The following is a 23815-nucleotide window of genomic DNA, read 5'->3' as shown; positions in this document are numbered from 1 at the left end:
ATGACATTTCGGACAGACACCTATGAATCGTGCCACCCGAAAACGGATTTCTCTGCAGGCGTGAGGTGGTGTTCATCCAGAATTCGCCCAGGTGGGCACGGCGTGGCGGACCAGGGCAGGTCGACCAGGGCGGACCAGGGCCGACCAGGGCGGATTCCGGTGGACCCCGGTGGACCCCGGTGGACCCCGGCCTATCGGGGCTCACTGGGCGCGACCGGCGACGAGAAGCGAGAACGCGTAGGTCGCGCCCGCGAGTGCCGCCAGCCACGCGTACGGCCCGACCGTGCCATCGCGGAGCGCCTGCACGACGAGGCCGGCGACGACGCCCATGGTGAGGACGTCCCCCGTCATCGCGGCCGCTCTCAGGTGGCTGCGAGCGCGGTGGCCCGATCCGAACGCCTCGCTGAGCGACAACGCCGGTTCGTGCCGCCGGATGGCGAGGAGGAGCGCGTAGCCCAGCAGTACGGCGAGGGCGGTCCACGCGCTGCGGGAACGGCCGTCGAGAAGCAGGGCGGTCGCCACGCCGAGGCCGACGCCGGCGGTGAGCCCGGGCACTAACCAGCGCTTCATGCGCCGACCTTCAGGGGCAATCCACATGGTGGCCATCTTGCCCAATCAGCGTCCGACCTGGGGAGATCGCCGTGCGGCGTGGCGGGAAACGTTGCATTCATCGGGCCGTTTCGCCCGGAACGCCGGGGTCGTGACGGGTGCGGTGACGAGGTCGCGTCGCGGGCGTGCGCCGGGCGTGACGCGCCGCCGGCGCCCCCCGGGTCGAGGTGGCTTGCGTCAGGGGCGTCCGCACGTCACCGATCCCCGCCGGCCGCCCTGACCGGCACGCCATGCCGGATCCGGCCGATTCGCCGTCGTTTGATCGACTCCCAGCCCACGCTGTCTGTATGTTGTGGCCTCGTGGCTAGATTTCGGTTGCACGGCTCGAAGATGCTCGCCGTCGACATGGCGGGGGAGACGGTCCGGGCCATGAACGGCTCGATGGTCGCCTACGACGGGGAAATGACCTTCAAACGCCAGGGGATGACCGGCGGCGAAGGGCTGCGCGGGGCGCTGCGCCGCAGGGTCGCGGGCGAGAGCATGACCTTGATGGAGGTCACCGGCCAGGGCACGGTGTACTTCGCCAGCGAGGCGACGGAGGTCACCCTGGTCGAACTCGCGGGCGACACCCTGCTGGTCGAATCCGACAGCCTTCTCGCCCTCGACGGCCGGCTGCAGACGGGTGTGCAGTTCATCGGGCTGCGGGGGATGGGCACCGGGCAGGGACTCGCGACCACCAAGGTGGAAGGCCAGGGGACCGTGGCGATCCTGTCCGACGGCCCCGCGATCGCGCTCGAGGTCGCCCCGGGGACGCCGCTGTGCGTCGATCCGCACGCCTACGTGGCACACCGAGGGCAGCTGCAACAGGACGTCGTGACCGACGTCAACTGGCGCACGGTGCTCGGGCAGGGCTCCGGTGAGAGCGTGCAGTTCCGGTACCAGGGGCACGGGCTGGTCTACGTTCAGCCGGCCGAGCGCGGCGGGATTTTGGAGATCTGATGCCGGGATACACCTCGATCAACGCGAAGATGGTGCAGGTGCCCATCGGCCATGGTCAGGACGTCTACAGCAGGCGCGGGTCGATGCTCGCCTACGTGGGCAACGTCGACTTCGCCCCCACCGTGACCGACGGCCAGGGGATCGGCGGCGCGATCGGCCGCCGCATGGCCGGCGAATCCGTGCCGATGATGCACGTGACCGGCCAGGGCACCGCGATGTTCGGCCACGCCGGGCTGTACGTGCACGTCATCGAGCTGACCGGCGACACGCTCTACATCGAGGCCGACCGGCTGCTCCTGTACGACGCCACCCTGCAGAAGGGGACGATGTTCCTGGGCGAGCAGGGCGGCGCGCGCGGGGTCATCAGGGGCGCGGTCAGCGGTCAGGGCCTGTTCACCACGACCCTGGTCGGCCGGGGCTCGTGCGCGGTGATCTCGCACGGCGGTGTCATCGAGCTGCCCATCACCCCGCAGCGCCCCATCCACGTCGACCCGCAGGCCTACGTCGCCCACCGGGGCCAGGTGGACAACACGCTCACCACGGCCATGGGGCTTCGGGACATGATCGGCCGTGGCTCTGGCGAGGGCTTCCAGCTCCGGCTGACCGGCACCGGCACCGTCTATGTCCAGGCCAGCGAGAGGAAGGTCTGAGCCTTGACCAGCACCACGTTCAACGCGGCGACGCTGCCCGCCAACGACAACGTCAACCCGTACGCCTTCTCGGTGGACCTGAACGGCCAGTGGTTCACCCAGAAGGGCAAGATGATCGCCTACTACGGGCAGATCCGGTTCCAGGCGCTGTCGGCCGGCCCGCTCGACATGCTCGTCGCCGAGAGCTTCCACTCACCGCTCTACGCCCATGACTGGATCGTCGCCGAGGGGCAGGGCAAGCTGCTGCTCGCCGACCGGGGCTTCGACATCAACTCCTACGACCTGGACAAGGGCAACCTGACGATCCGGGCCGCCAACCTGCTGGCCTTCGAGCCGGGGCTGGAGCTCAAGCAGTCGATCATCCCGGGCTTCCTCACCCTGATCGGCACCGGCCGGTTCGTGGCCGCTTCCAACGGACCCGTGCACTTCGTCGAGCCGCCCATCCGCGTCGACCCGCAGGCGCTGCTGGGCTGGGCCGACTGCCCGTCGCCCTGCCATCACTACGACCACGGTTATGTGCGCGGTGTGCTCGGCGCGGCCCGGATGATGTTCGGCGTCGGCGGTACCTCGGGCGAGGAGCACCAGTTCGACTTCACCGGCGAGGGCACGGTGCTCATACAGTCCTCAGAGCACGTCACGAGCTCCGACGCGATGCTGCGCGAGCTGGAGGGGCAGATCGGCATGCTCGGCGTTCCGGGGCTGCGGCAGCTGCACGGGACCATCGCCCAGCGGCTCGCCGCCGAGCAGCAGCACTGACCCCCCACTGAGCGGCGACCGGCCGGCGACCGGGCAGCGACACAGCGGCGACCGACACAGCGGCGAACCGACCGGCGACACTGACCTGGCCGAGCGGGCACCGACCTCGCGATCACCGCGCCGGGCGCCGCCGGCGCACCCGTGCGAACACCGCGATCGAGGTGGCGAGCGCGCCCACCACGACGACCGCCCCGGCGGGCAGCAGGACCAGCCCGGCCGGGACACCGAGCAGGCGCACGACCTCGGTCTCGTAGACGGTCTCGCGGTAGGGCGTGTCGGCCGCCGTGTAGCGGTAGTGGAAGTCGTCGGTGATGAGCCGCGGCGGCAGATGCCGGTTGAGCGCCTCCGTCAGGAACACCCGGCCACCGAGGAAGCGCTTGAGTTCGGGTGAGGCCACCTGGGCGGGGTCGATCCAGCCCGCGAAGGCGATCTCGTCCCGCGGGGCCCGCGACGCCACGCGCTCGACCCGGTGCGGCGCCAGGACGTAGAGGTGCACCGACTGCGCCGACGTGGCCCGCTGGGACAGCCGCATCGGGTAGACGAGCTCACGGGTGCGGAAGGAGATCTGCAGCGGGTCCAGCTCTCCCGAGAGGGTCTGGCCGGGGCCGGGATCGAGTTTCACCGCGACGTACTTCCAGCCCATCGCGACATAGGGAGCGAGCGCCTCGTCCAGGCCGGGGCTGAGGCGGTAGCCGTTGTCCTTCAGCCAGCCCGAGAGCGCCGCCGGGTCGTTCGCGGCGAGCGTCGCGACCGTGAAGGGCCCGAGGCGCTTCTCGCCCAGCACGGAGACCCCGCCGCCGGGGCTCGCCGGCGCCCCGGCGCTGTCGGCGCCGCCGAAGCCGAACGACCCGAACCAGGAACGCCGCCGCACCACCCGCGGGTCGGTCAGCTTGTCCAGTTCGCGGAACCATACGCGGTCGCCGAGCCGGACCTGTGCCGGGGACGGGGTCGGGAACAGCCATCCGGCGTGCCGGGTGCGGGACTCGACGGAGAGCCGCATCACGATCTGCTGGGTGCCCGCCTTCTCGTCGAACCGCACGATCGAGGTCTCGTCGGCGACGTCGACTCCGGATCTGCCCGCGGGGCCGACGAACGCGCCGCAGCCGCACGCCCAGGAGGGCTGTACGAGCGCCGCCCCGGTCCAGGCCGACAGCAGTCCGGCGACCGCGGCGAGGCGTCCCAGAATCCGCATTGATCACTCCCGTGCGTGGATGTGGTGCACTCGGCGTCACGTACACTGATCAGATGCTCCCGGACTGACAGGTCTTGAGCGCGTCGCGGTGACATGACCCGGACGCGCTCTGTTGTGCCGTCGGCCTGCCAACCCTATTCCCCTCAAAGCGGAGCGTCACCACTGTGATCATCGCGACCGATGTCGAGTTGCGCGCCGGGTCCCGGCTGCTCATCGAAGGCGCCACCTTCCGCGTCAACCCGGGTGACCGGGTGGGCTTCGTGGGCCGTAACGGGGCCGGCAAGACGACCCTCACCCGGGTGCTCGCGGGCGAGGGGATGCCGGCGGGCGGCGCCGTGAGCCATTCGGGCACGGTCGGGTATCTCCCGCAGGACCCGCGCACCGGCGATCTCGAGGTGCTGGCCCGCGACCGGATCCTGTCCGCGCGGGGGCTCGACGAGGTCATCCGAGACCTTCGGGCGGCCGAGGAGCTCATGGCGACCACAACCGGCCACGAGCGGGACCGAGCGGTGCGGCGCTACGGGCGGCTGGAGGATCGCCTGCACGTGCTCGGCGGTTACGCGGCCGAGGCGGAGGCCGCCTCCATCGCCTCGAGCCTGGGGCTGCCCGACCGGATCCTGACGCAGCCGCTGCGGACGCTGTCCGGTGGGCAGCGACGGCGGGTCGAGCTGTCCAGGATCCTGTTCTCCGGCGCCGACACGCTGCTGCTCGACGAGCCGACCAACCACCTCGACGCCGACTCGATCACATGGCTGCGCGACTTCCTGCGCTCTCATCAGGGCGGGCTGGTGGTCATCAGCCACGATGTCGGGCTGCTCGACACCGTCGTGAACAGGGTGTTCCATCTCGACGCCAACCGCTGCGTCATCGACATCTACAACGTCGGCTGGAAGACCTACCTGGAACAGCGCGAGACGGACGAACGGCGGCGCAAGCGCGAACGTGCGAATGCCCAGCGGCAGGCGGCCACTCTGCAAACGCAGGCGGATCGCATGCGGGCCAAGGCCACCAAGGCCAAGGCGGCACAGCAAATGGAGCGCCGGGCCCAGCGCCTGCTTTCCGGCGTCGAAGACGAACGCCGCGCGGACAAAGTTGCCAAAATCCGCTTTCCGGATCCGGCCGCATGTGGCCGAACTCCGCTCACCGCTGAGGGTTTGTCGAAATCGTACGGATCTTTGGAGATTTTCACCGACGTCGATCTCGCGGTGGACCGGGGCAGCCGGGTGGTGATCCTCGGTCTCAACGGCGCCGGAAAGACCACGCTGCTCAGGCTTCTCGCGGGAATCGACGACCCCGACATGGGCAAGGTGATCGCGGGGCACGGCCTGCGTCTCGGGTACTACGCCCAGGAGCACGAGACCCTCGATCTGTCCCGGTCTGTCCTGGAGAACATGCGGTCGGCCGCCCCTGACCTGCCCGAAGTCGAGGTACGCAAGATCCTCGGGTCTTTCCTGTTCACCGGCGACGACGTGGAGAAGCCCGCTGGAGTGCTGTCCGGCGGGGAGAAGACCCGCCTGGCACTGGCCACGCTGGTGGTGTCGAGCGCCAACGTGCTGCTGCTCGACGAGCCCACCAACAACCTCGATCCGGCAAGCCGTGAAGAGATCCTCTCCGCCCTCCGGACCTTCGCCGGAGCGATCGTTTTGGTGACCCACGATGAAGGCGCAGTCGCGGCGCTGCAACCGGAAAGAGTGATTTTGCTACCAGATGGTGTTGAGGACATCTGGAGTGACGATTTTGGTGATCTGGTGGCACTCGCCTGACCTGCGCGGGATCTCCTTCGATCTTTTCTGGCGTAGTGGGTAGCCGATCCGGCCGGAATGACTGATCATGGCGGGGGATAACGCAGCGGTCACCACATCACTACGGGAGGTACTCGTGGCCGAGACCCTTAAGAAGGGCACCCGCGTGACCGGTGCCGAGCGCGACAAGCTGGCGGCGGAACTCAAAAAGAGGTACGACTCCGGCGAGAGCATTCGCGCTCTGGCTGCCGCCACCGGCCGCTCGTACGGATTCATTCACCGCATCCTCACGGAGTCCGGCGTGAATCTGCGTGGGCGCGGTGGAGCTACACGCGGTAAGAAGTCCTGACACTCACCCCCGCACGAACGCACAACACCCGATCCGCCACCGTGGCCGGCCCGTACGGCCGCGGTGGCGGGGAGGTCGGGCCGGTCGGGCCGGTCCGGAGTCGCCGTCACCGTGCCCGGTAGGGTCGGGCGCGGCGGTGGGCGGGTGCCCGCCGCCGTGGCGAGACCGCGTCGGGGGCTCGCCACGGCGTTGTGGAAGGAGCCCCACCCATGGCGGACCCGACAGCTAGCCGGCCGGAGGCCGGCGAACTCGCCGACGCCGGCCTGCGGCTGGACGTCGACGGTCCGGTCGCGACGGTCACGCTGAACCGTCCCGAACGGCGCAACGCCATGACGTTCGCGATGTGGCGCGGGCTGGCCCGGATCGGGGAGTCGCTGCCCGAGCCGGTGCGCGTGGTCGTCGTGCGGGGCGCCGGGCCGTCCTTCTCAGCCGGCATCGACCTGAGCATGTTCGAGCGCGGCGGAGCGGAGGGCGGGGACTCGTTCGCCGGCGCGGCGGGCGACGACCCCGCGGACGCCGAGCGGCGCATCGCCGAGCTGCAGGCCGGCTACACCTGGCTGCGGCGTCCTGAGATCGTGTCGATCGCGGCCGTGCAAGGTCACGCCATCGGCGGTGGCTTCCAGCTCGCGCTCGCGTGCGACCTGCGCGTGATAGCCGACGACGCCAGGTTCTGCATGAAGGAGGCCGCGCTCGGGCTGGTCCCCGACCTGACCGGTACCAAGCCGCTCGTCGACATCGTCGGGCTCCCGCGCGCCATCGAGCTGTGCCTGACCGCGCGCACCGTTCACGCCGACGAGGCCGCGCGCCTGGGGCTCGCCGAGCTCGTGGTCCCCGCGGCCGAGCTGGACGGCGCCGTGCGCGATCTCGCGGCGGCGCTGCTCGCCGTCCACCCCGGAGCCGCGGTCGCCACCAAGCGGCTGCTGCGGCAGGCTCCGCACAACACCCTGGAACAGCAGGCGGCGGCCGAGCGGCGTGAGCAGGTCGGCCGGCTCAAGGAGCTCTTCGGCTCCGGCGGAGCCGCCTGAATCGCGGAACCTGAATCGCGGAACCTGAACCGCGGAACCCGACCCCGAACCTCGGAACCTGAACCCGAACCGCGGTGAGCGCCGACTCCGGAATATTTCGGCCGCTTACATGATTACAGGTTGTTGACATCTTCTGATCGACACCTGGAGGCCGTTGTGGCGATGCCCGGAATGCCGGGGAATGGCTTTTCGGTGATGGCGTCGTTCCGCCGCGACAGTTCGGTCACGCGGCAGAAGCTGAAGCCCGGCACGGTCAAGCGGATCATCGGCTATGCCCGGCCGTACCGCCGTGAGCTGACCCTGTTCCTGATGCTCAACGCCATCGCCGCCGCCACGGTCGTCACCGGCCCGCTGCTGTTCAAGGCGATCATCGACCGGGGCATCGTCCCCGGTGACGTGAGCGTCGTCACCTGGCTGGCGGCCGGGGTCGCCGCGCTCGCGCTGCTCGAGGCGGTGCTCTCACTGGCCCAGCGGTGGTTCTCGGCCCGCATCGGAGAGGGCCTCATCTTCGATCTGCGCACCCAGGTCTTCGACCACGTGCAGCGGATGCCGGTGGCGTTCTTCATGCGGGCGCAGACCGGATCGCTGGTCAGCCGGCTCAACACCGACGTCATCGGCGCGCAGCGGGCGCTCACGACCACGCTGTCCTCGGTCGTCTCCAACGTGATCAGCCTGGTGCTGGTGACGGTCGCGATGCTGTGGCTGTCCTGGCAGGTCACGCTCATCGCCCTCGTACTGCTGCCGATCTTCATCATCCCGGCCAAGCTGGTGGGCCGCCGGCTCCAGCAGGTCACGCGGGAACAGATGCAGCTGGACGCCGAGATGAGCTCGCTCATGACCGAGCGCTTCAACGTGGCCGGCGCGATGCTGGCCAAGCTGTACGGCCGGCCGGAGGACGAGTCTGCGATGTTCTCCCGCCGTGCCGCGCGGGTGCGCGACATCGGGATCGTCGCCTCGATGTACGGACGGGTCTTCTTCACCGCGCTCACCCTGGTCGCGGCACTCGCCACCGCGATGGTCTACGGCGTCGGCGGCGCGCTCGTCGTCAACGGGCACTTCCAGCTCGGCACGCTGGTCGCGCTCGCCGCCCTGCTCAGCCGGCTGTACGGCCCGCTGACCGCGCTGTCTAACGTGCAGGTCGACGTGATGACGGCACTGGTCAGCTTCGACCGCGTCTTCGAGGTCCTCGACCTCGAGCCGATGGTCGACGAGAAGCCGGGCGCGCGGCCGCTGCCGGCCCCGGCGGACGGGACGGCGCCGAGGATCGAGTTCGACCACGTGACGTTCCGCTATCCGGCGGCCGACGAGGTGTCGCTCGCGTCGCTCGAGTCGATCGCTCGCACGGACACCGCCCCCGGGCACGAGGTGTTGCACGGGGTCTCGTTCACCGCCGAGCCGGGGCGGATGGTCGCGCTCGTCGGGCCGTCCGGAGCCGGCAAGAGCACGATCACGCATCTCGTCTCGCGGCTCTACGACGTGACCGGCGGCACTGTGCGCATCGCCGGCCAGGACGTCCGCGAGACCGGGTTGTCGTCCCTGCGGACGGCCATCGGCGTCGTGACGCAGGACGCGCACCTCTTCCACGACTCGATCCGCGACAACCTGCGCTACGCCCGCCCGGAGGCCACGGACGACCAGATCTTCGAGGCACTCCGATCCGCGCAGATCTCCGAGCTCGTCGAGGCGATGCCCGACGGGCTCGACACGATCGTCGGAGACCGCGGTTACCGGCTGTCCGGAGGGGAGAAGCAGCGGCTCGCCATCGCGCGGTTGCTGCTCAAGGAACCGTCGATCGTCGTCCTCGACGAGGCCACCGCCCATCTGGACTCCGAATCCGAGGCGGCCGTGCAGCGCGCACTGCGCACCGCGCTCGACGGTCGTACGTCGCTGGTCATCGCGCACCGGCTCTCCACCATCCGGGAGGCCGACCTGATCCTGGTGGTGGACGACGGCCGGGTCGTGGAGCGCGGCACACATGAGGAGCTCCTCGTCGAGGGCGGCCTGTACGCCGAGCTCTACCGGACGCAGTTCGCCAGGCAGGGGAGCGACGGGGAAGAGATCGCCGAGGACTTCTCCAAGGCCCTCGGCTGATCGCCGAGCGCGCTCCGGGGACAACCCGTCACGCCGGGTGAGGCATGATCCGCGAATGTGGGTAGGAACGCATCACCGGGGGTGATGGGTGTGTCCGTTCGAGGTGTTCTCATACGTTTCTGGTTGCGGGTGTGCTCGCTGACGCTGCTGATCGCGGCCGCCGTCGTACTGCCCGCCGCCTGTGGCCGGCAGTCGACGTCCACGGTGCCCGTGAGCGAGGTCGCGGTGCGCGTCACGGCGCCGGCGTCCCAGATCTTCGCGCTGGTCCGGCCGGGCGCGACGCCCGGCGAGGTCCTCGTCGCGCGCGCCACCGAGCGCCAGCCGGGCGGGCCCGAGACCCTCGTCCCCGTCAAGATCCAGCCCTACAAACCCGTGCGCCTCGCCCCGGGCGTCATGATCAGGATCACCGCGCCGTACTACGAGGGCGATCTGAGCGACTGGATCAGCGGTGCGCTCGTGTCGCCGGAGCAGTTCGCGTCGATGGTGCGCCGCGCCGAGGCGAGGTACGGCCCGCTGCCCAACCGGGCCCGCATGTTCCACGTGACCCTGGACGCGCAGGGCCGGCTGATCCGGATGCAGCACATCTTCAGTCCCTGATCCGCCGGGCCGATCCCGCCCCCGCCCCGCGCCGGTCCCGGGGTCACCATCCGGACCGCTCCCCTTCATCCGGCGTCTCATCCATGGTCGGTCTCCCCCCGTTCAAGGTCGTGAAGTTGGCAGAAGTGGCCATCGCGGAGAGGTGAGCATGGTGCGTCGGGCCGTCAAGCGCGGAGTGGCGCGCTACAGCGTTCTCATCGTCGGGCTCGGTGCGGCCGGGGTGGCCATCGGCTGGCTCTGCCACGATCTGCCCGCGCCCGTGCTCCGGCGGGCCCGTTCCGTCTCGCTGGACGTTCGCCGCCTGCGGGGTCGGGTCCGGCCGAGCTCCTGGTCGATCCAGGAGACGGGACCCCGTCAGAGGTCGTAGCCGAGACGGCCCAGCTCGCGGCCGGCGATCCGCACGACCTGGGTCACCTGCTTCGGCGTGAGGCGATCGCGCCATCCGCCCACGGGCGCGGGCCCGCGGCGGTCGCCGGTGCGCGCCAGCCCGGACAGGACGCTCTTGGAGATCGGGCTGCCGAGATAGGCGGACAGATCACCGGCGATCTTGCGGGGCCGGTCGACCAGGTCCTCGTAGCGCACGGTGAGGAGCTGGTCGTCCGGCGTCTGCGCGCGCAGCCTGGCGCTCAGCCGCACCGAGCCGCGCCAGCGGAGCGCGCACTTCACGGCCGGGCCGGCCTTGGGCCAGCGCGCCCGCTCGACCTCGTCCTCGACCCCGAAGAAAGGGTTGGGGAACACCTCGTCGAGGTTGGCGAACCCCGGCTGGAACCAGGTGAGGCAGCTCTCGTCTTCGAGCATGTCCGCCACCACGTCGCGGCCGTCTCTGATCACCTGCAGCAACTGGGCGTCGGGGAAGGCGTCGAGCAGCACGTCGGCGCTGTAGATCAGTTCGGGGGCGGCGTCGGCGAAGCGGTCGACCCCGCGCGGCGTCACGCATGGAGCGGCTTCGCCGGCCGCCTCGGTGAAGGCCGCGGCCGCGCCGCCGAGCGCCCGGCACTCGGGCGCGCACTCGGCACAGCCCTGCGGGCTGATCCGCCAGGCCTCGGCATAGGCGTCCCGCAGCACGCGCGCGGCGCCGCGCTCGCTCGCGGACGCGATGGAGGGCCGCCGGGCGAAGGCGTAGGTCACCCGGAGCAGACTCGGCCGGCCCACGGTCAGGTGGAAGCCGGTGGACCGTTTGATCGCCCGCGCGAGCAGATCGGTACCGGAGTGCGGTGAGCCGAGGATGAACACCGGCTGCCTGACCTTGGTGCCGTTGATCACCAGAATGTGCGGTGCTGAGCTCATAGCCGCCACCAGTCTCGCACCCCCATGAGCTCCGCACCCGCGTCCGCCGCGTTCATCTACTGGATCGTACGGCCCTCGGGTCGGCCGCAGGAACGCTGACGGCCGTACCCGAGGCGTGTTTCCAGACCGGGCTCCGGCGCCGCTCAGCGGGCTCCTGAGCCGTTCTCGCGGTCGATGTGATCGATCACCGTGGCGCGCAGACGCCGCCGGTCACGGAGCCGATGCGGGCCGTGGCCGATCGCCCCGCCGGGCTCCGCCCGATGGCGGCCGCGGGGAGGCCGGGCGGCGAGGGGCCGCGGCGGCGGGCCGCCCGGTGACGACGGGACCCCGGCTGGTGATCAGCGAAGCGCGGCGACCCTCTACGATGGGGATCACCGGAGCCGGGAACCCCTCGGCGCCGTGGTCGGAGGGCGGGGTCTTCCGTACAGAGGCTTCTCCTGAGAGGCTCTATCCGTCGCGGAGCAAGGAGGAGTCGATGAGCGGCGGCGCTCGGGATGGCGCTGGGGAGGAATCCGGATGTCCCCGGGTGCGTCCGCGGCGGCTGCGGCCAGGTGACCGGGTGGCGATCGTGGCCCCCAGCGGACCGGTCGACCAGTTGCGCCTCGAGGCCGGCTGCGACCGGCTACGCGGGCTCGGTTTCGAGGTCGCCGTCGGCAAGCGCTCCCTCGACCGCGTGACCCTTGCCGGCTCGGCCGACGGCCCGCCCGCATGGCAACGGCTGGCGGGATCGGACGCGGACCGGGCCGCCGACCTGTGCGACGCGTGGTGCGACCCCGACGTGCGCGCGGTGCTGTGCGCCCGCGGCGGCTACGGCGCGACCCGGATCCTCGGGCGGCTCGACTGGACGGCGCTCGCCGCCGCCGATCCGAAGATCCTGCACGGCTCCAGCGACATCACCGCCCTGCACGTGGCCTTCGGCCGGCGGCTCGGCATCACGACCTCGTTCGGCCCCATGGTGGCCGGCCTGGTCGCCGGGGGAGAGACGCGTTCGATGGTCCATCTGAAAGCCGCGCTGTCGGGAGGCGGCGCACCCGTGCGCGGCACGCACGCGATCGCCCGGGGGCGGGCGCGGGGCGTCCTCACCGGTGGAAATCTGTCCCTGCTCACTGCGCTGCTCGGCACGCCGCACGCGCCGCCCCCCGCGGCCGGGGCCATCGCGTTCCTCGAGGACGTGGCCGAGGCGCCGTACCGTGTCGACCGGATGCTCACCCAGCTGCTGCAGGCGGGATGGTTCGACGACGTCGCCGGGATCGCGCTCGGCACCTGGACCGGCTGCGGCGACCCGGCCGAACTCGACGGCGTCCTCGCGTCCCGGCTCGGCCGGATCGGCGTACCGGTGCTCGCGGGGCTCCCCGTCGGGCACGGTCCCACTCAGCTGACCGTCGAGCTCGGCGGCATGGTCGACCTCGACGCCGACGGCGGCGTCCTCACCCCCGGCGGTGACCGATGATCCGCCGCGAGTACGACGACACCGCGCTCGACTCCTTCGTGGTGCTCGTGGCCGAGAACCTCGGGTACAACTGCCGCCGGGTGCCCGGCGACGTCATGCTGCTCGAGGGCGCCAACCGGCTGCATGTCAGCATGCGCAACCTGCGTCAGCTCGCGCGGCTGGTGCCCCGTGACGACTGGCCCGCGCTGGTGGCCGATCACGTCTCCACGATCGTGACCGCCATCGAGGAGCCGCTGGACCTCAGCGACTTCGAGCTGGCCCAGCATCTGCTGCGGACCCGGATCTATCCGGCCGAGGCCGACAACGGCATCCTGGCCGCCAGGGCGTTCGCCCCGGGGCTCATCGAGGCCGTGGTGGTCGACACCCCGACCACGGTGCGCACGGTGACCATCGACGAGATGGACGGCTGGCCGGTGTCGGGCGATGCGCTGTTCATGCTCGGCCGGTCCAACGTCCGGGCGGACGGATCGCTGCAGGTCGAGGAGCAGGAGCTCGGCGCCGCACGGGTGACGGTCCTGCAGGGCTGGACCTTCTATGCCGCGACGCACCTGGCCTGGCTGGAGGAGTACGTCGACATCGGCCCGTACGGCGCGCTCGTGGTCGCGCCGAACCGGAGCCTGATCGTCGCCCATCCGATCCATGTGGGCGCCGGCCGTGGCTACGGCTCGGTGGTGACCGCCGCGACCGAGCTGCAGGCTCAGGCATACCAGGCCTACGAGGAGGGGCCGGGGTCGCTCAGCCCGCACCTGTTCTGGCGGCGAGCGGGCACGCTCACACTCCTGGAGACCCGCTATGACGGCGAGTCGCTGGTCCTTCCCGCGGAGTTCCTCTCCGTGCTGTCCACGCTGACCGCCGAACCCTGATCCGTAGCCGGTGCGCCTCGGCCGGGCGCCGGTCCGCGCCGTGCCGGGAGCCTTCCTGGTGGTGGACCTCCCCACCGCACGGATGGCAAAGCCTTGACCGTCCCCCTTCCGCGGAGCGTCCGGGCGTGCGAGCTTTGCGAGAGGAAGCCAGTGCCTAGGCCCCCTGGAGCGTGGTCCATGCGAATACGCGACATTCTGCGGAACAAGGGAACCGCGGTGGCGACCGTCCGGCCGGACGCCACGGTGCGGGAACTGCTGGCAATGCTCGCCGAGCACAATATCGGCGCGGTCGTGGTCTCGACGGACGGCCGGACAATCATCGGGATCGTCTCCGAGCGCGATGTCGTGCGGCGCATGTCGGTGCGGGGCGCGGCCCTGCTGGACGTGCCGGTCTCAGAGATCATGACCGGCGACGTCCGCACCTGCGGGCCCGACGACAAGGTCGACGGGCTGCGTGCCATCATGACCGAGCACCGCATCCGGCACCTGCCCGTGGTCGAGGACGGCGTGCTGAGCGGCATCGTCAGCATCGGCGACGTGGTCAAGAGCGCCATCGAGGAGCTCGAGACCGAGCGCCAGCATCTGGTCGGTTACATCCAGACCGCTCAGACGTAGGCCGGCAGCGGGCGCGGCGGCGGCGCGGCCTCGACCGCGCGGTAGGCCACCGCGAGCCGCTCGACGGCTTCGCGTAGCACGGCCGGCGGCAGGACGTACGGTAGCCGCACGTAGTCCTCGAGCACGCCGTCGACGCCGAAGGCCGGGCCGGGAACGATGCGCACGCCCTGCCGCGCCGCCGCCTCGGCGAGTGACGTGGCGATCGGCGCGGGAAGCCGTACCCACAGCGACATCCCGCCCGCCGGGAGGGTGAACTCCCAGTCGGGCATGAGCTCGGCCAGCGCGCCCGCGAGGGCGTCCCTGCGCTCACCGAGGTCGCGGGCTCGTTCGGCGCGCACCTCGTCGGCGTGCAGGAGCAGCTCCCGGACGATCAGCTGGTCGAGCACCGGGCTCGCGATGTCGACCGAGGCCCGGGCCAGTACGAGCTTGCGCGCCAGAGGCACGGTCGTCCTGACCCACCCGATGCGCAGACCGCCCCACATCAGCTTGGCCGCCGAGCCGATGCTGATCACCCGGCCGCCGCTGTCATAGGCGGCGAGCGGCAGGATGCCCTGAGTGTGCGGACGGCCGTCGAGAGCGACTTCGCTGAAGGTCTCGTCGGTGACGAGGAAGGTGTCGGCCCGCCGGGCGGCGGCGACCAGGGCCGTGCGCTCGGCGTCGCCCATGAGCCGGCCGGTCGGGTTCTGGAAGTCCGGGATGGTGTAGGCCAGCCGCACGGCGGCCTGGCGGAGACTGCTGGCGATCAGCTCGACGTCCCAGCCCTCGTTGACGCCGACGGGGACGAGCCGGGCCCCGCGGCGGCGGATCGCGTCGAGCGCATGCGGATAGGTGGGCCGCTCGACGAGCACGGCGTCGCCGGCCTCGACGAGCGTCTGGAGCAGCAGCGCGAGGCCCTGCTGTGCTCCCGAGGTGACCACGATCTGGTCCGGCCGGGTCGGCAGGCCCCGGTCGGCGTAGTACTCGGCGATCGTCTCCCGGAGGGGCATCAGCCCGGCCACCTCGTATCCGGGCCCGGCGACGTAGCGCGGGAGCTCGGCGACCGCCGCGGTGACCGCCGCGCCGAAGACGGCGGGCGCCCCGGGGGCCGCGCACCCGAGGTCGATGGCGTCCGGCTGGGGCCAGGCGTGTGCGGCGCCGAAGGAACCGATGAGCGGCGTACCGGGCGGCGGCAGACCGCCCGCGGGCAGCACGGTCCAGCTCCCGGCGCCCTGCCGGCTCTCCAGGAAGCCCTCCGCGCGCAGGGCGTCGTAGGCCGCGGTGACCGTGGTCCTGCTGACGCCGAGCGCGGTGGCGAGGTCCCGCTCGGCGGGCAGGCGGACCCGCGGGGACAGCCGGCCGTCCAGCACGAGGCCGCGGACCGCTCGGGCGAGCGCGGCGTAGTAGGGACGTTCCGCCGGGACGTCGGTCAGCAGCCGGGCGAGCTGCGCGCCGCTCACGTGCCGTGCGGTCGTGGCCGGGCCGGACGGGCCCGCCGCCCGCTCCGCATACCGACGGGTCATGTGGCCCGCTCCTCTCGTGCTCGGATCACGTGGATCGCGTAGATCGTCCAGATCGCGTCGATTGTCCAGTCCACTTTCGTTGATTGGCTATTTAGTACCACGCCACTGTATGGCTTACTAGTGCCAATTGTGCTCTTTCAGGGAAGTGGATCAAGATAGTGGCCTTGTTGATACGTCGTCTGGTGCAGCTTTACGTGGGACTGGCCCTGTACGGGCTGGGCATCGCGCTTCAGGTGGCCTCGACCCTCGGCAACGACCCGTGGGACGTCCTCCACCAAGGGCTGTCGCTGCGCCTGGGCCTGTCGATAGGCGCCTGGATCAACATCGTGGGCCTGCTGGTGCTGCTGCTCTGGATCCCGCTCCGGCAGCGGCCGGGGATCGGCACCGTGAGCAACGCGCTTCTCGTGGGCGTGTTCGCCGATCTCTTCCTGCACGTGCTGCCGCGTCCGGACGGCCTCGCGCCACGGTGGGCCTATCTCGTCGCGGCCGTTCTCATCGGCGGATTCGCCACCGGCTGCTACATCGGTGCCGGCTTGGGACCTGGGCCGCGTGACGGCCTCATGACCGGTCTCGCCCGGCGCGGGCATTCCATCCGCAAGGTGCGCACCGGCATCGAGCTGACCGTGCTCGCGGCAGGCTGGCTGCTGGGCGGCACCGTGGGCCTCGGTACCCTTGTGTACGCGGTGGCCATCGGTCCTCTCGCGCACGTGTTCGTCCCGGCGTTGGCGATCAAGCCCCGGCCGGCGGCCGGGGAGCGGCCCGAGGGCCCGCGGGCGGAGCCGTCCTCGCATGATCCGGCACCGCATGATCTGGCACCGCATGATCTGGCACCGCATGATCCGGTGCTCATTACCGAACGTTGACCGGTTCATTACACACTGTTGAATAGCTGCCGGATATGGTCAACCGTACTTTAGGGTTCCGGGCCATCCGGAACCGGTCGGCGAGTGCGGACGATCCGGCGAGTCCGGTGGGATCCAGGCGCTCGCGCCCCCTTGCCCGCTTGTGAGAGGACTCGTCCGTGACCACGAGCTCCGTCGCCGGGCGGCCGCCGGACCGCACGTTCTTCGGCCACCCGCGCGCGCTCGCCACGCTCTTCATGACGGAGATGTGGGAGCGGTTCAGCTACTACGGCATGCGTGCGATCCTCGTGCTCTTCCTGTCCGCCTCGGTCCTGGAGGGCGGCCTCGGGCTGAACGGGGGGACGGCGAAGGCCCTCGTCGGCGTCTACATGGCGTCGGTCTATCTCGTCGCGCTCCCGGGCGGGTGGATCTCCGACCGCATCCTCGGCACCCGCCGGTGCGTCCTGCTCGGCGGGGTCATCATCATGCTGGGGCACATCTCGCTGGCCGTCCCGGCCGGTGCCGGCTTCGCCTTCGCCGGCCTCGCCCTGATCGTCGTGGGCACCGGCCTGCTCAAGCCCAACGTCACCGCGATCGTCGGGCATCTCTACAAGGGCGACGAGGACGCGCGCCGTGACGCCGGGTTCTCGCTGTTCTACATGGGCGTCAACATCGGCGCGCTGCTCGGCCCGGCGATCGCCGGCACGCTCGGCCAGAAGGTCGGCTGGCATGTGGGCTTCGGCGCCGCGGCCGTGGGCATGGCGTTCGGCCTGGCACAGTACGCGTTCGGCCGGCGGCCGCCCGGCGACGATGCGCCGCCGCACCGGCTGACCCCCGAGGAGCGCCGGCGCTTCACACGGTACGCCGTGCGGGGCGTCGCGGTGGTGGTGGTCGTGGTCGCCCTCGCCGCCGTCACCGGGGCGTTCACGCTCGACGGCGTGACCTGGGCGCTCACCGTCATCACTATCCTCGTCGCGGCCGGATACTTCGCGTTCATGTTCTACGGGAGCCACGGGATCACTCCAGAGGAGCGGGTCCGGCTCAAGGCCTACGCCTGGCTGTTCGTCGCCGCCGCGATCTTCCAGATGATCTATGACCAGGCCGCGACGGAGCTGACGGCGTTCGCCCACGACAAGACCGACCTGTCCTTCGGCGGTTGGAACATGCCGTCGAGCTGGCTGCAGTCGGCCAACCCGATCATGGTCCTGCTCCTGGCCCCGGTCCTCGCCGGGCTGTGGATACGGCTCGGCGACCGGGTGAGCACCGCCGTGAAGTTCGCGATCGGCCTGGCGCTCGCCGGCGCGTCCTTCCTGCTCATGGCGGCCGCGGCCACCGCCGCGTCGGACGGCACCCGGGTGTCGGCCCTGTGGCTGCTCGGCACCTACGTCATCCAGACGGTCGGCGAGCTGTCCCTGTACCCGGTCGGCCTGTCGGTGACGGTCAAGCTGGCGCCGGCCGCCTTCGCCGGCCAGATGATGGGCCTGTGGTTCCTGGCGACCGCGGTCGGCGACGCGGTCGGCGGCCAGGTGACCCGGCTCTCCGGCACCGTGCTCTCGCAGCCCCTGTACTTCATGTGCCTCGGCCTGCTCGCGATCGCCGCCGCGATGGTGCTCGCGATGTTCACCAGGCCGCTGCGGCGGCTGATGTCCGAGCGGCCGGAACCGGTGATGGCCGCCTCCGGGTGACCGACCGGCACGGCCGGTGGACGGTCACGTCGTCGGCCGCAGGATCGGCCGCAGCGCGTCCAGCACCGAGGCGTCCTCGATGGTCGAGGGCACCGGGACCTCCCGGCCGTCGGCCAGGCCGCGCATGGTGCCACGCAGGATCTTGCCCGAGCGCGTCTTCGGCAGCGCCGGTACGATCGCGACCTCCTTGAACGACGCGACCGGGCCGACCTGGCGCCGCACCGCGCCGACGAGCTCCGAGCGCAGCTGTGCCGCATCGATCGCGGCGTCGCTCTTGAGCACGACGAACCCTCGCGGCACCTGGCCCTTCAGCTCGTCGCCCACGCCGATGACGGCGCACTCGGCGACCGCGGGGTGAGCGGCGATCACCTCCTCCATCACCCCGGTGGAGAGCCGGTGCCCGGCCACGTTGATCACATCGTCGGTGCGGCCCATGACCCACACGTAGCCGTCCTCGTCGATCCGCCCGCCGTCTCCGGTGAGGTAGTGGCCGGGATACCGGGTCAGGTACGACTGGACGAACCGCTCGTCGTCCTGCCACAGCGTGGGCAGCGTGCCCGGTGGAAGGGGCAGGCGGATCACGATGTCGCCGTCCGCGCCGGGCTCGGCCTCGCGCCCGTCCGGCGCGAGCACCCGTACGTCGTAACCGGGCACCGGCACGCTCGGGGAACCCGGCTTCACCGCCATGGGCTCGAGCCCGCGCGGGTTCGCGACGATCGGCCAGCCCGTCTCGGTCTGCCACCAATGGTCGATGACCGGCCGGTCGAGTGCCCGCGACGCCCACTGGTAGGTGTCGGGATCGAGCCGCTCCCCGGCGAGGAACAGCGTCTCCAGCGCCGAGAGGTCGTAGGCCCCGAGGAGCTCGGCCTGCGGGTCCTCCTTCTTGACGGCCCGGATGGCGGTGGGCGCGGTGAACATCGCCTTGACCCCGTGCTCGGAGGCGACCCGCCAGAAGGCGCCGGCGTCCGGCGTGCCGACCGGCTTGCCCTCGTACAACACGGTCGTGCAGCCGGTGAGCAGCGGCGCGTACACGATGTAGGAGTGCCCGACGACCCAGCCGACATCGGACGCGGCCCAGAAGACGTCGCCGGGCCCGACACCGTAGACGTTCTCCATGGACCAGCGCAGGGCGACCGCGTGGCCGCCGTTGTCGCGGACGACGCCCTTCGGACGGCCGGTGGTGCCGGACGTGTAGAGGATGTACAGCGGATCGGTGGCCGCCACCGGAACGCATTCCGCCGGCGCGGCGCCCGTGACCGCCTCGTCCCAGTCGAGGTCGCGCGGGCGGGTCAGCTCCGCGTGGCCGCCCGGCGCGGGCGCCTCGGGCCGCTGGAGGATCACGCAGTGGTTGACCTGGTGCGCGGACAGCTCCAGCGCCGCGTCGAGCATCGGCTTGTACGGGACGACCCGCGATCCCTCGATGCCGCAGGACGCCGAGACGACGACCTTCGGGCGCGCGTCGTCGATCCGTACCGCCAGCTCCTTCGGCGCGAAGCCGCCGAACACGGTCGAGTGCACGGCACCGAGCCGCGCGCACGCCAGCATGGCGATGACCGCCTGCGGCACCATCGGCAGGTAGAGGACCACCCGGTCGCCGCGGTCGACGCCGAGGGCGCGCAGCGCGCCCGCGAACAGCGCCACCTCGCCGGTGAGCTCGCGGTAGGTGTAGGAGCGCCGCGTGCCGGTCACCGGGCTGTCGTAGATCAACGCGAGCCGGCCGCCGTGACCGTCCTCGACGTGGCGGTCCAGGGCGTTCTCGCAGGTGTTCAGCTCACCGCCGGTGAACCAGCGGTAGAAGGGCGGTGCTCCGTCGTCGAGCACCCGGTCCGGGGGCGTGCGCCAGCGGATGTCACGGGCTGCCACCCCCCAGAACCGGGTGGGATCGCTGATGCTCCGTTCGTACGCGGCCGTGTACGCGCCCATCTGCCCTCCTCGATGGCGACCCCGGAAACAGGTCGCCCTCCTATGGGGCGATCTTTCGGCCGATTCGTCAAGGACCGTCAGGCGGTCGCCCGCGCGTCGCCCGGCCGCGTCAGCGGCCGGTCGCGGTGCCGGACGCCGTGTACCGCGGCGACCACCGCGGCCACCAGGGCGCCGAGGGACACCACGACGAAGCAGACGACGTAGGCGTGCAGCGAGGGGGTCGAGGTGTGGGCGATCGTGCTGCCGGTCAGCACGGCGGCGGTGACCGCCCCGGCGACGCTTCCGCCGGTCGTGCGGACGAGCGAGTTGATGCCGCTCGCGATGCCGCTCTGGTCCATGGGGACGTGCTGTACGGCGAGCGTGCCGAGCGCGGCGTAGGCGATGCCGAAACCGACGCCCTGGATCGCGCCGAAGGCCAGGACATCGAACACGTGCTCGTTGGACACCGCGAGCCACAGGTAACTGATCCCGGCGAACAGTGAGCCGATCGCGAGCGTGAAGGCGGCGCCGATGGCGGCGGCGATCCGGCCGGCGAAGAACGAGCAGGCGAGCATCGTGACAGTACTCGGGAGCGTGTACAGGCCGACGTCGAGAACGGAGCCGCCGAGGCCGTAGCCGACCTCCGGAGGCGTCTGGACGAAGGTCGAGATCAGCGTGAACGCGGCGAACATGGAGAAGCCCAGCAGCATCGAGATGACGTTCGCCGACAGCGACTTCGCGCCGACGAGCAGTTCCAGCCGCACGAGCGGGTACCGCACGTTCAGCTCGATGACCACCCACGCCGCGCACAGGATCGCGGCGGCCGCGAACAGCCCGAGAGTGGCGCCGGACGTCCATCCCCAGCCGTTGCCCTCGCTGATGGCGAGGAGCAGGCAGACCAGCCAGCCGGCGAGCGCCAGCGCGCCGAGCAGGTCGGGGCGCCCGCCCGAGCGTCCGCCGACGTCGCGGGCGGTCTTGCCGACCAGGACCAGCCCGATGGCGGCGAGCGAGGCGGCGATCCAGAACACGGGGTGGTGGCTCTGCGTGCGGTCCGCGATGAGCCCGGTGACGATCATGCCGAGCGTGCCGCCGACGCCCATGGTGGCGCTCACCACTCCGATGGCGGTCGTGACCTTCTCACGGGGGAAGGTGTCGCGGATCATGCCGATGGCGAGCGGGATCATCGCCGACGAGGTGCCCTGAAGGGCGCGGCCGGCGATCAGCACGCTGAGCGAGTCGGCGACGGCGCAGATGATCGATCCGGCGAGCAGCAGTCCCATCGCGGTGAGGATCATCCGCTTCTTGCCGTACATGTCACCGAAGCGCGACAGCAGTGGCGTCGCCACCGCGCCGGCGAGCAGTGAGGCCGTGAACACCCAGGTCACCGAGGTGACCGATACGTCGAAGGAGGCCATGAGGCGGGGCAGGAGCGGGATCACGAGCGTCTGCTGCACCGAGACCACCATCCCGGCCACCGCGAGGGCCAGCAACGTGAGCCTGATGTGGGACGGCCGGATCGACGGCGCCGGTTCCCCCACCTCGTCGGGAACAGTATTGACGGCGCTCTCTGGCATGAAGGGGGCCTCTCGTCGTTCTCTGATGCCGGTGCTGTGCTGCGCTGTGCTGGGCCGATGGTGCGCCTGGGCGAGCATACAAGTTAGTTGTCTTAGGCAATCAACTGGTTATTGGTCCTGATAAATCAGTTGAAACAAAAGAGGTCTGTCTGGCGTCATAGATCACGGTTTGGAGCTCACACCGATGGAGAGGAGCAGGTGATGCCGTACCAGACGCTGGAGGGCGCGCGGGCCCCGATCCGCATGTGGGCCGACCCGGCGACGGTAGAGGCGGGCGCGCTGAACCAGCTGCGCAACGTCTCGGGCCTGCCCTGGGTGCAGGGCCTCGCGGTGATGCCCGACGTGCACTACGGCAAGGGCGCGACGGTCGGCTCTGTGATCGCCATGCGCGACGCCGTGTCGCCCGCCGCGGTCGGCGTCGACATCGGCTGCGGGATGACCGCGGTGAAGTCGAGCCTGACCGTCGAGGACATGCCGGACGACCTCGGCCGCCTGCGCGCCAAGATCGAGAAGGCGGTGCCGGTCGGCCGTGGCTCGCACAAGGACCCCGTCGACCCGTCGGCGGTGCACGGACTCAAGGAGCGCGGCTGGTACGACTTCTGGCAGGGCTTCGAGGAACTGACCCCTGCCGTGCGCGGGCGCCTCGGCCGGGCGCGCTCGCAGATGGGCTCGCTCGGTTCGGGCAACCACTTCCTCGAGGTCTGCGCGGACGTCGACGGCGCGGTGTGGATCGTGCTGCACTCCGGCTCGCGCAACATCGGCAAGGAGCTGGCCGAGCACCACGTCGAGATCGCGCAGCGGCTGCCGCACAACCAGGACCTGCCGGACCGGGACCTCGCCGTCTTCGTCGCCGGGACGCCCAAGATGGCGGCGTACCGCCGCGATCTGTTCTGGGCGCAGGAGTACGCGCGCCGCAACCGCGCGGTCATGCTCGCGCTCGTCCAGAACGTCGTGACGCGCTACTTCACCGGCCGCCGCGTGAAGTGGGACGAGCTGATCTCGTGCCATCACAACTACGTGGCCGAAGAGGTGTACGACGACGTCGAGCTGCTGGTCACCCGCAAGGGCGCGATCCGGGCGGGCGAGGGCGACCTCGGCATCATCCCGGGCTCGATGGCCACCGGTACCTACATCGTCCGGGGGCTCGGCAACACTGACGCCTACAACTCGGCATCGCACGGGGCCGGCCGGCGGATGAGCCGCAACCAGGCCAAGCGCACCTTCACCGTGGACGACCTCGTGGCACAGACGCGGGGCGTCGAGTGCCGCAAGGACGCGGGCGTCATCGACGAGATCCCGGGGGCCTACAAGGACCTCGAGTCGGTGATGGAGGCGCAGTCGGATCTGGTCGAGGTCGTCGCGCACCTGCGCCAGCTGATCTGCGTGAAGGGCTGAACGCCCGCGCCGACCTCCGGTGCTGTGCGTCTTCACTCCTGTGAGGGCACGTGCGGGGCGGCGATGAAGAGACGGCCTCGCTCCCCTCGGGGGGCGGGGCCGCTCGTCGTGTCCGCTGCTCGGCGCCTACAGGTGGATCAGTACGCCGCGGCCGGCGTAGAACCGGTCGAACGTGCCCAGGTCTACGCGCGCGTGCTCCTGGCTTCGGCCGGGCAGGCCGGACGGGTTGTGTACCAGGAGGTGCTGCGGGCCGGTGCCGGTGACGAGTACGAGGTGCCCGCCGCGCTTGGGCGGTGTTCGTTCGGGCCAGCGGATCCACGGGTGCACCGAGATGATCGCGAGGCCTCCGGCGTGGACCGTCTCGGCGATGTCGGCGTGCGGCAATTGCCCGCGAACGGTGGCCTTGATGCCACACCGGTCGGTGATCCAGCTTGCGAACGGTGCGTAGATCAGCCCGTCGACGCGGTCGGGGTGCCGGATGTATCCGCCGGCGAGCGTGCACTCCTCGGCGAGCGGGACGCTCGGCGGCACCGGGTCGCCCCGGTGAGCGAGGATCATCCGCAGGCATGCCATGCCGCAGATCCGCCATGACCAGAACTCGTACTCGGCCGCGGTGGCCGCACCGGAGTCGGCCCAGCGCGGGTCCTGGGACGCCGGAAGGGAGCCCGTCACGATCTGCTCCACGAGATCGGCGGACTCCCACTGGCTGTAGTACGGCACGGCGTGACGGGTGGTCTGCACGAAGGGGCAGGT

22 protein-coding genes are annotated in these 23815 nt (G+C 70.8%); 15 read left to right on the top strand and 7 right to left on the bottom strand.

What is annotated here, in order from left to right:
- Positions 1-201: 201 nt before the first annotated feature.
- Complete coding sequence (locus tag HKK74_RS19570) at positions 202-570, bottom strand: ABC transporter permease (protein ID WP_246491761.1); 369 nt, start codon at positions 568-570, stop codon at positions 202-204.
- Between the two features lie 339 nt (positions 571-909).
- Between HKK74_RS19570 and HKK74_RS19565 the strand changes: the two genes are divergently transcribed.
- Genes HKK74_RS19565 through HKK74_RS19555 form a run of 3 tightly spaced genes read left to right on the top strand, consistent with a single transcriptional unit; the run spans position 910 to position 2954 of the window.
- Positions 910-1548 carry an AIM24 family protein gene (locus tag HKK74_RS19565; protein ID WP_187244687.1) on the top strand — a complete coding sequence of 213 codons (639 nt, stop codon included), beginning with the start codon at positions 910-912 and terminating at the stop codon, positions 1546-1548.
- A complete protein-coding gene (locus tag HKK74_RS19560) occupies positions 1548-2198 on the top strand; it encodes an AIM24 family protein (protein WP_187244686.1) in 651 nt (216 codons plus the stop codon). Before HKK74_RS19565 ends, HKK74_RS19560 begins: the two co-directional genes overlap by 1 nt.
- A gap of 3 nt (positions 2199-2201) precedes the next feature.
- Positions 2202-2954, top strand: coding sequence for an AIM24 family protein (locus HKK74_RS19555; protein WP_187244685.1), 753 nt, complete (start codon positions 2202-2204; stop codon positions 2952-2954).
- 112 nt (positions 2955-3066) lie between these two features.
- On the opposite strand, the gene HKK74_RS19550 is transcribed toward HKK74_RS19555, so the two are convergent.
- Positions 3067-4146 (bottom strand): DUF2330 domain-containing protein, encoded by a 1080-nt coding sequence (locus HKK74_RS19550; RefSeq protein WP_187244684.1) that lies wholly within the window; start codon positions 4144-4146, stop codon positions 3067-3069.
- Between the two features lie 164 nt (positions 4147-4310).
- Here HKK74_RS19550 and HKK74_RS19545 point away from each other — a divergent pair, with 164 nt between their 5' ends.
- The 6 genes from HKK74_RS19545 to HKK74_RS19520 all read left to right on the top strand — a co-directional run bounded on the left by HKK74_RS19545 (position 4311) and on the right by HKK74_RS19520 (position 10317).
- The gene (locus HKK74_RS19545; protein WP_187244683.1) at positions 4311-5909 is read left to right on the top strand and encodes an ABC-F family ATP-binding cassette domain-containing protein; all 1599 of its coding nucleotides are present in this window, start codon (positions 4311-4313) and stop codon (positions 5907-5909) included.
- Between the two features lie 115 nt (positions 5910-6024).
- Complete coding sequence (locus HKK74_RS40070) at positions 6025-6237, top strand: helix-turn-helix domain-containing protein (RefSeq protein WP_012852589.1); 213 nt, start codon at positions 6025-6027, stop codon at positions 6235-6237.
- A 209-nt stretch (positions 6238-6446) separates the two neighbouring features.
- Positions 6447-7262, top strand: coding sequence for an enoyl-CoA hydratase/isomerase family protein (locus HKK74_RS19535; RefSeq protein ID WP_187244682.1), 816 nt, complete (start codon positions 6447-6449; stop codon positions 7260-7262).
- 162 nt (positions 7263-7424) lie between these two features.
- Positions 7425-9353: an ABC transporter ATP-binding protein gene (locus HKK74_RS19530; protein WP_376771542.1), complete on the top strand. Its 1929-nt coding sequence runs from the start codon at positions 7425-7427 to the stop codon at positions 9351-9353.
- A 90-nt stretch (positions 9354-9443) separates the two neighbouring features.
- The gene (locus HKK74_RS19525) at positions 9444-9950 is read left to right on the top strand and encodes a hypothetical protein (RefSeq protein ID WP_187244681.1); all 507 of its coding nucleotides are present in this window, start codon (positions 9444-9446) and stop codon (positions 9948-9950) included.
- A gap of 142 nt (positions 9951-10092) precedes the next feature.
- The gene (locus HKK74_RS19520; protein WP_187244680.1) at positions 10093-10317 is read left to right on the top strand and encodes a hypothetical protein; all 225 of its coding nucleotides are present in this window, start codon (positions 10093-10095) and stop codon (positions 10315-10317) included.
- Here HKK74_RS19520 and HKK74_RS19515 read toward each other — a convergent pair.
- A complete protein-coding gene (locus HKK74_RS19515; RefSeq protein ID WP_187244679.1) occupies positions 10305-11237 on the bottom strand; it encodes a sulfotransferase family protein in 933 nt (310 codons plus the stop codon). The two genes, HKK74_RS19520 and HKK74_RS19515, sit on opposite strands and share 13 nt — an antisense overlap.
- A gap of 559 nt (positions 11238-11796) precedes the next feature.
- Between HKK74_RS19515 and HKK74_RS19510 the strand changes: the two genes are divergently transcribed.
- The 3 genes from HKK74_RS19510 (at position 11797) to HKK74_RS19500 (ending at position 14165) form a co-directional block, all read left to right on the top strand.
- Positions 11797-12687 (top strand): S66 peptidase family protein, encoded by an 891-nt coding sequence (locus HKK74_RS19510; protein ID WP_312881618.1) that lies wholly within the window; start codon positions 11797-11799, stop codon positions 12685-12687.
- Positions 12684-13550, top strand: a complete 867-nt coding sequence (locus tag HKK74_RS19505; protein WP_187244677.1) for a DUF1444 domain-containing protein — start codon at positions 12684-12686, stop codon at positions 13548-13550. Before HKK74_RS19510 ends, HKK74_RS19505 begins: the two co-directional genes overlap by 4 nt.
- A gap of 177 nt (positions 13551-13727) precedes the next feature.
- Positions 13728-14165: a CBS domain-containing protein gene (locus HKK74_RS19500; protein WP_187244676.1), complete on the top strand. Its 438-nt coding sequence runs from the start codon at positions 13728-13730 to the stop codon at positions 14163-14165.
- Here HKK74_RS19500 and yczR read toward each other — a convergent pair.
- Positions 14156-15664, bottom strand: coding sequence for a MocR-like transcription factor YczR (gene yczR / locus HKK74_RS19495; RefSeq protein WP_187244675.1), 1509 nt, complete (start codon positions 15662-15664; stop codon positions 14156-14158). The genes HKK74_RS19500 and yczR overlap by 10 nt on opposite strands.
- 158 nt (positions 15665-15822) lie before the next feature.
- Here yczR and yczE point away from each other — a divergent pair, with 158 nt between their 5' ends.
- Positions 15823-16527: a membrane protein YczE gene (yczE, locus tag HKK74_RS19490; RefSeq protein ID WP_312881617.1), complete on the top strand. Its 705-nt coding sequence runs from the start codon at positions 15823-15825 to the stop codon at positions 16525-16527.
- Positions 16528-16685: 158 nt separating this feature from the next.
- Positions 16686-18191 (top strand): peptide MFS transporter, encoded by a 1506-nt coding sequence (locus HKK74_RS19485; RefSeq protein WP_312881616.1) that lies wholly within the window; start codon positions 16686-16688, stop codon positions 18189-18191.
- 24 nt (positions 18192-18215) lie between these two features.
- Here HKK74_RS19485 and HKK74_RS19480 read toward each other — a convergent pair whose 3' ends face one another.
- Both HKK74_RS19480 and HKK74_RS19475 read right to left on the bottom strand, forming a co-directional pair.
- Positions 18216-20114, bottom strand: a complete 1899-nt coding sequence (locus HKK74_RS19480) for a propionyl-CoA synthetase (RefSeq protein WP_187244674.1) — start codon at positions 20112-20114, stop codon at positions 18216-18218.
- A 77-nt stretch (positions 20115-20191) separates the two neighbouring features.
- Positions 20192-21667 carry an MFS transporter gene (locus HKK74_RS19475; RefSeq protein ID WP_187244673.1) on the bottom strand — a complete coding sequence of 492 codons (1476 nt, stop codon included), beginning with the start codon at positions 21665-21667 and terminating at the stop codon, positions 20192-20194.
- 201 nt (positions 21668-21868) lie between these two features.
- Here HKK74_RS19475 and HKK74_RS19470 point away from each other — a divergent pair, with 201 nt between their 5' ends.
- Positions 21869-23062 carry an RtcB family protein gene (locus HKK74_RS19470; protein WP_187244672.1) on the top strand — a complete coding sequence of 398 codons (1194 nt, stop codon included), beginning with the start codon at positions 21869-21871 and terminating at the stop codon, positions 23060-23062.
- A gap of 126 nt (positions 23063-23188) precedes the next feature.
- Here HKK74_RS19470 and HKK74_RS19465 read toward each other — a convergent pair whose 3' ends face one another.
- Entirely contained in the window at positions 23189-23803 is a 615-nt protein-coding gene (locus tag HKK74_RS19465) for a cysteine peptidase family C39 domain-containing protein (protein WP_222722480.1), read from the bottom strand.
- Between the last annotated feature and the right edge of the window lie 12 nt (positions 23804-23815).

Source organism: Actinomadura alba, assembly GCF_014323705.1.
GTDB lineage: Bacteria > Actinomycetota > Actinomycetes > Streptosporangiales > Streptosporangiaceae > Actinomadura_C > Actinomadura_C alba.
This window is presented reverse-complemented; position numbering and strand designations above follow the sequence as displayed.